General features: G+C 67.5%; 5 protein-coding genes. 4 read left to right on the forward strand and 1 reads right to left on the reverse strand.

Annotated elements, in window-relative coordinates:
- Window positions 1-324: 324 nt before the first annotated feature.
- The 4 genes from ACZ4UU_RS44955 to istB all read left to right on the forward strand — a co-directional run bounded on the left by ACZ4UU_RS44955 (window position 325) and on the right by istB (window position 5,617).
- Entirely contained in the window at window positions 325-1,680 is a 1,356-nt protein-coding gene (locus tag ACZ4UU_RS44955) for an endo-1,4-beta-xylanase (RefSeq protein ID WP_471909247.1), read from the forward strand.
- A gap of 233 nt (window positions 1,681-1,913) precedes the next feature.
- Window positions 1,914-2,921, forward strand: a complete 1,008-nt coding sequence (locus ACZ4UU_RS44960; RefSeq protein ID WP_471909248.1) for a Gfo/Idh/MocA family protein — start codon at window positions 1,914-1,916, stop codon at window positions 2,919-2,921.
- A gap of 387 nt (window positions 2,922-3,308) precedes the next feature.
- Window positions 3,309-4,784, forward strand: a complete 1,476-nt coding sequence (gene istA, locus ACZ4UU_RS44965) for an IS21 family transposase (RefSeq protein ID WP_471909249.1) — start codon at window positions 3,309-3,311, stop codon at window positions 4,782-4,784.
- Window positions 4,785-4,843: 59 nt separating this feature from the next.
- Entirely contained in the window at window positions 4,844-5,617 is a 774-nt protein-coding gene (gene istB / locus ACZ4UU_RS44970) for an IS21-like element helper ATPase IstB (RefSeq protein WP_471909250.1), read from the forward strand.
- A 921-nt stretch (window positions 5,618-6,538) separates the two neighbouring features.
- Here the strand turns inward: istB and ACZ4UU_RS44975 are convergent.
- Complete coding sequence (locus ACZ4UU_RS44975; protein ID WP_471909251.1) at window positions 6,539-6,976, reverse strand: hypothetical protein; 438 nt, start codon at window positions 6,974-6,976, stop codon at window positions 6,539-6,541.
- Between the last annotated feature and the right edge of the window lie 231 nt (window positions 6,977-7,207).

Genomic DNA, 7,207 nt, shown 5'->3' on the forward strand with positions numbered 1-7,207 from the left:
CAGGAACGCATTCCGAAGCTGAGCGCGCACTGGCTCTCCGAGCTCTGTGCAACGAAGATCATCCCGGTCCTCACCAATCCGTGAGGTGACCGGGCGGGTCCGGGCGGACCCGTTGACAACGTCGCGGCCCCGCGCACAAGCCGCAGCGCGACGATGTGCCCGACGCAGCGCCGATCATGTCAGCTCCCGCAGCCGGCGAACCCCGAGCAGCGGCCCACGGCCGACCCCTGCTCGCGATACCACCTGCCGCGAAACACCCCATTCCCCCCGGCGCGCTGCCGCGCTCTGGGTCATCCATCACACATGAATGCGAGGCACCATTCCATGAGAATGCACCGCATCGTCGCGGCGCTCGCAACGGTGACCATGGGAATCGCGACGGCGGCCATCCCAGTCGCCGACGCCTCAGCCAATTCGTCCTCCACCCTCCGCGAACTGGCGGCGCGCGAGGGGCTCCTCATCGGGTCCGGGGCGATCAACCCCAACTACCTCGACGAACCTCAGTTCAGCGAGATCCTGGCGGATCAGTTCAACAGCCTGTCGCCCGAGAACGAGCTCAAGTGGAACTTCGTCCAACCCCAGGAAGGCAGCTTCGAGTTCGCCGGCCTTGACCGGCTCGTCGACTTCGCAGAAGACAACAACATGGTGGTCAAAGGGCACGGCTTCATTTCGAGCTGCTGCAATCCGGACTACGTGACCGCGATCACCGACCCGGACGAACTCCGCACGGTCATGAGCACCCACTTCAACACGATCATGGACCGCTACGCCGGCAAAATGGACCGGTGGGACGTCGTGACCGAGCCGTTCTCCATCGAAGGTGGAACGGGCCTGACGCACAACGACTTCTACAAGGTTCTCGGCGAGGACTACATCGCGGAAGCATTTCGCATCGCGCACGCCGCCGACCCCGAGGCCAAGCTGTTCATCAACGAATCCCTGGTGGAGTTCTACCCGGAAAAGCGCCAGGAGCTCTACGACCTCGTCGCCGGCCTGGTCGCCGACGGCGTCCCCATCGACGGCGTCGGCTTCGAGATGCACGAGACCCAGGCGGGCCCCGAGCCCGGGGTCATCACGCAGATGGCGGACTCCTACCACGCTCTCGGACTCGACGTCGCCATCACCGAACTCGACGTGCACACCTACGACGTCGACCAGCAGACGCAGATCTACGGGGACATCGTCGCCGAGGCACTGGCGGCCGGAATCCGGGACATCAGCTTCTGGGGCTTCACCGACAAGCACGCCTACACCTGGCTGCCCGGCGCGAAGCCGCTCATGTTCGACGAGGACTACAACGCCAAGCCGGCCTACTTCGCCGTCCGCGACGCGCTGAAGAGCTTCGTCAAGAACAAGTCGGCACCAGGCGCCGGCACCCTCTCGAACACCAGCAGATGCACGCACGGCCGCCACGACGGCGACTACAGCGTCACGATGAACCTCAGGCACGGAACCAAGGGCAGCTTCTACCGCCTGTACGAGAACGGCAAGCTCATCGCAGCGCGCGTGCCCGACTCGGGTCGTGGCACTTCGCAGTCGGTCACGACGACCTTTACGGACAAGCCCAACGGCACCTACGTATACCGGGCCGAACTGATCAACTCGAAGGGCACCACGGCCACCAACACCACGACCGTCACCGTCTGCAAGCCCGGCAAAGCCTCGACCGCAGAGAAGTGACCCCTCTTCGATGCAACCGTAGGGCAGAACCCCTTCGACATCGGTGCGACGGTCACGGCCGCCACGGATGCCTTCGAACGCATGACCCGCGCCCTGGCCGGCCTGATGGCCGGTCAGGGCGCACCGCACCTTGAGCGGGAGGAGCTGGGCGAGCCGGTGTGCGGGAACCGCTGCGCCTGCTGCTGGGGAACCACCCGGCCCTCCCGGGCCGCCCAACAACTTACGGAGTTCTCATGTCGTTTCGCTGGGGCATCGCAGGCACCGGAATTATTGCGAACGGATTCGCCAACGCCCTGGGCCGGCTGCCGGACGCCCAACTGGTCGCCGTCGGCTCCCGCAGCCGGGAGACGGCCGATGCGTTCGGTGAGAAGCACGGCATCACCCCCCGCCACCGGCACGGCTCGTACGAGGACCTGGCGGCAGACGACAGCGTCGACATCGTCTACGTCGCCTCGCCCCACTCGCACCACCACGAGCACACCCTGCTGTTCCTGAACGCGGGACGCCCCGTGCTGTGCGAGAAAGCCTTCGCACTGAACGCCGCACAGGCCACCGAGATGGTAGAAGTGGCCCGGGCACGCGGCCTGTTCCTCATGGAGGCGATGTGGAGCCGGTTCCTGCCGGCCTACGTCAAGATCAGGGAACTGCTTTCGGAGGGCGCCGTCGGCGAAGTCCAGTCCGTGGAAGCCGACTTCGGATTCCGGTTCTCGGCAGACCCCACGCACCGCTTGTTCGACCGTGCCCTCGGCGGGGGTGCTCTGCTCGACTTGGGTGTGTACCCCGTATCCCTTGCCAGCATGGTGCTGGGCACCCCCGACCGGCTCACGGCGTACGGCACGCTCGGCGAGACCGGTGTCGACGAGCACACCGCCGTCCTCTCCGGCTACTCCGGCGGCGCGGTCGCACTGACCCAGTGCTCGCTGCGGGCCACGCTTAACTCCACGGCCCGGATCACCGGCACCGAAGGCCACATTGAGGTGCCGTTCATGATGCACTGCCCGGACGAGCTGACCGTCCGGACGGGTGATATCACCGAGCGCCTGAGCCTGCCCGCCGCTCGCGACGGTGATGACACCGACACGGCGGGCGGGGGTATGCACCACCAGGCCAGGCATGTCCAGGAGCGGCTGCTGGCGGGAGAGCCGGAGAGCGACATCATGCCGCTGGACGAGACCGTGGCGATCATGCGCACGCTCGACAGTGTGCGCGAGCAGATAGGGGTGCGGTACTTCGACCGCTGACAGCTATGGAACGGCCACATGGATCTGCCAGCGGTGGTCCATGTGGCCTGGTCCTCCACCCTCTACCGGCACGTGGACTCGTGGCAGACCAGGGCGGCAATCCCCCGAGGATGCGTGAGGCGGGAGGGCCGCTTCTCCAGGCGGTGGAGTACGAGGTCGTCGGGATGTCTGCCCAGGCTCCCTGACGGCGGCCGTGGCAAAGTCCAGGTGCGCGGCCAGTTGAGTCCAGGCTGATGGCCACCGGAAATCCAGGTGGATGGCCGTCTGACCTGTGGTGTTCCTGATCGCTTCCTTAACTGAAGGAGACCCCTCCGTCCGGTTTGCTGGTGTTTGCGAGCATCAGCAGTCGGTCGGAGAGGTCCTGTGACGAAGTCTGACAGAGAGATCATGGAAATCCTTGAGGCGTACGACCTGACCGGGACGGTCTGGTCGGCGGCGACCTTGGCGGGACACGATCCGAAGACGGTCAAGCGGTATGTCGAGGCCCGCGCCGGCGGGCGAAATCCTTATGAACGAGAGCCGCGGCCGAAGATGATCGACGCGTTCCTGGAGAAGGTCGAGGAGTGGGTCGAGCAGTCGAAGGCGACGATCCGCGCCGACGTGGTCCACGAAAAGCTGGTGAAGATGGGCTACCGGGGCAGCGCGCGTTCGACGAGGCGGGCGGTGAACGCGGCGAAGACAGCCTGGAAGGCGGGCAAGCGCCGCACCTACCGGCCGTGGATTCCCGAGCCGGGCCGGTGGCTGCAGTTCGACTGGGGCGAGGGTCCGCGCATCGGCGGCCGGCGGACCTGGCTGTTCTGCGCGTGGCTGTCCTGGTCCCGGTTTCGGGTCGTGATCCCGGTCTGGGACTGCACCCTGGGCACCCTGGTGGCCTGTCTGGACACCACGTTGCGCCGGATCGGCGGGGCACCGACGTATGTACTGACGGACAACGCGAAAACGGTCACCGTCGAGCACATCGCCGGGATCCCGGTCCGGCACCCGCAGATGGTCGCCGCCGGCCGGCATTACGGCTGCCAGGTGGTCAGTTGCGTGCCCTACGACCCCGAATCGAAGGGTGGCGCGGAGGCCACGGTCCGCATCGCGAAGGCCGACCTGGTGCCCACGGACGCGAACCTTCTTCCCGCCTACGACACCTTCGCCGAGCTCGCCGACGCCTGCCGGACCTGGTCCGACACGGTGAACTCCCGCCGCCACCGGGTGACGGGGCAGATACCCGCCGACCGCCTGGACATCGAACGCACCACCCTGCACGTCCTGCCCATCGAGCCGCTCGCGCTCGCGCTGGGCGAAGAGAGACTGGTCGGCTCCGACCGCACCATCAGCTTCAACTCGGTGCGTTACTCGACCCCGCCCGGCTATACCGGCGTGAGGGTGTGGTGCCGGGTGGTCGGCGAGGAACTGTCCATCACCGCCCGCACCAACTCCGGTGACCTGTCGGAGATTTGGCGCCACCAGCTCTCCACCCCGGGTGTTCCGCAGATCATCGACGAGCACTACCCCGACCACCCCGACGGCCGCAGCGTCCACCAGCCCAGACTGCAACCGCGCTCGGAAGCCGAGATCGCGTTCGTGGGCATCGGCCCTGGCGCGGGACGCTGGCTCAAGGAAGCCGGACCCGCCGGCGCCACCCGCATCCGCGCCAAGATGGCCCGCGCGGTCGAGCTGGCCACCGTCCTGGGCAACGACCGGGTCGACCAGGCCCTGGGACTTGCGGCAACGGCCGGACGCTTCGCCGACGGCGACCTGCTCTCGATCCTGGGACACATCGCGGACAGCAAGCCCGCCGGCGAGGTCGTCCGCGCCGACGAGGCCCACTCCGTCCAGAACGGAACCATCGGCTGGCAGGCCCTGGGGAAGTGACCAACTTCCCGCCTCACACCACTTTCTGACTGCACATCACCCACGAGAACGGCATCTCCATGAGTTTTCCCCATCCGCCCGCCATCCCCGAGGAACTCGACAAGCTCATGCGCCGCATGCGCCTGCCCTATATGCGCAAAGCAGCCCCCGACGTGCTGGCCACCGCCCGCGCGCAACGCTGGGACCCGGCCGAGGTCCTGCGACTGCTCATCGCCGAGGAGGTCACCGGCCGCGACGCGGCCACCCGGCGGCTGCGACGCCACTCGGCGAACTTCCCCACCGGCAAGACCCTGGGCTCCTGGCGGGCCGAGGACTCCACCATCCCCGAACCCACCCAGAACTCCCTGATCACCCTGGAATGGATCGGCCGCGCCGAGAACCTGGTGATCGCCGGCCCGAGCGGCACAGGGAAAAGTCACTTCACCGAGGGACTCGCCCAGGCCGCGATCGAGAAGGACCTGCGGGTGGCCTGGTTCACCCTGGAGACGCTCAGCGCCGCCATCGGGAAGTCGAAGGTCGACGGATCCACCGCCCGCACCGTCGCCCGGATCTGCCGGGCCGATTTGATCGTCATTGATGACATCGGCCTGCTGCCGGTCGGCGAGGACGCCGCCGAGGCGTTCTACCGCATCATCGATGCCGCCTACGAGCGTCGTTCCATCGCGGTGACCAGCAACATTCACCCTTCAGGCTTCGACACGATCATGCCGAAGACCCTCGCGGGCGCCAGCACCGACCGTCTCATGCACCACGCTCACCTCGTCACCACCACCGGCGACTCGCACCGCCTCGCCGAAGCCCTCGCCGGGAAGGGAGTGGTCCCCTTGAACTGACCCCCACCCCAGGAACACCACTGGCCACACGCCTGGATTTCTGCTGGCCACCAGCCTGGACACCCAACGGCCACCCACCTGGGCATCTCAATGACCGTTGACACTCCCCTGTCTTTGCGGACTGTTGACAGGTCAGGTACGAGGCTGCCTCGTCCAGATAGTCGGGGGCAGGCTCCAAGGGCCAGCCCGGGCAGGCGAAGAGCAAGAGGGTGCCGCCTACACTGCGCAGCGTACGGGCGGCGCTGGTGCGCCGCCTCCAGCACCCGATCCCGCGTGGTCGTCGGAATGTCCCGCCCCGCCGCATGGTTGAAGACGAATCCTGCCGTGGCGCGGGACACTCCCGCCGCACCGGCGACGTTCGCGCCGGTCGCCAGACGTGTCACCCCCTGGCTCCGGCACGTTCCAACTCATCCTGAGCATGTCGGCTATGCCGGTACCCTGTTCGGCTCGGGCATCGACCGTCGCGGCCGACTACCCAGGGGCGGCTGCCTCGTGTCGAGCCGCGCGGGTACCCGTGCCCGGCCAGTTCGCGGGCGATCTTCTGCAGACGGACCGGATGCCGAAGCCGTTGGGGTACACCAGCACGCTTGGGTGCCGCTCCCCGTTGTCGGGGAACCCCCTCCCTGCACATGCCGCAACCGCGCTACTGGCGAATGCCAACCGGAGCGCCTTCCCGTCACGGCACTGGCCCTGACGGCCCGTCGGGACGCTCGACGGGAGGAGCACGGGATGACCTGTATGCCCGAGCCGACGCCGCAGCCACCTCCAACGCCAGCCGCGTCTTGCCCACGCCACCCGCGCGGGTCAAGGTCACCAGCCGCGCCTCACCTAGAAGGCGGCGTACTTCAGCCATCTCCTGCCGCCGCCCCACGAAACTGGTGAAGGCAGCAGGCAAGCCACCCGACGAACAAACTGCGCTGGTCATGGCCGGTCCATTCCGTACTCATTCGGTGCCAAGCCCCGTATGCCTGGCTCTTCGCAGGCGGTATCGGCCGTCGGCGGTGTTCCAGCGGTGTTCCAGTGGTGTTGGCTCGCGGTGGACAGGCGGTAGTCGACGTCCAGTACCGCGTACCCGTGGTCGGCCAGCCAGCTGGTGTAGGGGGTGCGGCCGCGGCTGCCCTGGATGAAGCCGCCGCCGTGGATGTTGACGACCGGAGGGGTGGCCGAAGCGGCGGAAGCGTTGTCGTGTAGGTACAGGTCTGCCTTCATCTTCTCGCCGTCGAGCGTGGCGTAGGTGACGGTCTTGTCGGGGTCCCGCCCGAGGGCGGAGGCGAAAGTGGTCGGCGCGAAGGGGAACCACTTGCCGGTGGCTCCGTGTACGGCAACGATCTGGGCCGTGGTGGTGAGCAGGGCCAGCATCACGGCCCACGCCGCCCAGGAACCACGGTTCCCCTTCTCCGAGATCCCTCAGTCTCGCTTCGGTGTGGTTCATGTAGCCCGGGCCGGGCTGGACTCGATCGCCGTGGCTCTGGCCGCTGAGTGCCTGTTCGCTCCGTGACCGTGCGGCCGCAGGCAGAGTGTGCCTGCGGCCGCACGGCGCCCTGTTCCGCCGCTCGGGTTTTATGGCGGTGGGGAGGTGGGGCCGGGTCG

The sequence above is a fragment of the Streptomyces sp. NPDC028907 genome (genome assembly GCF_055564995.1).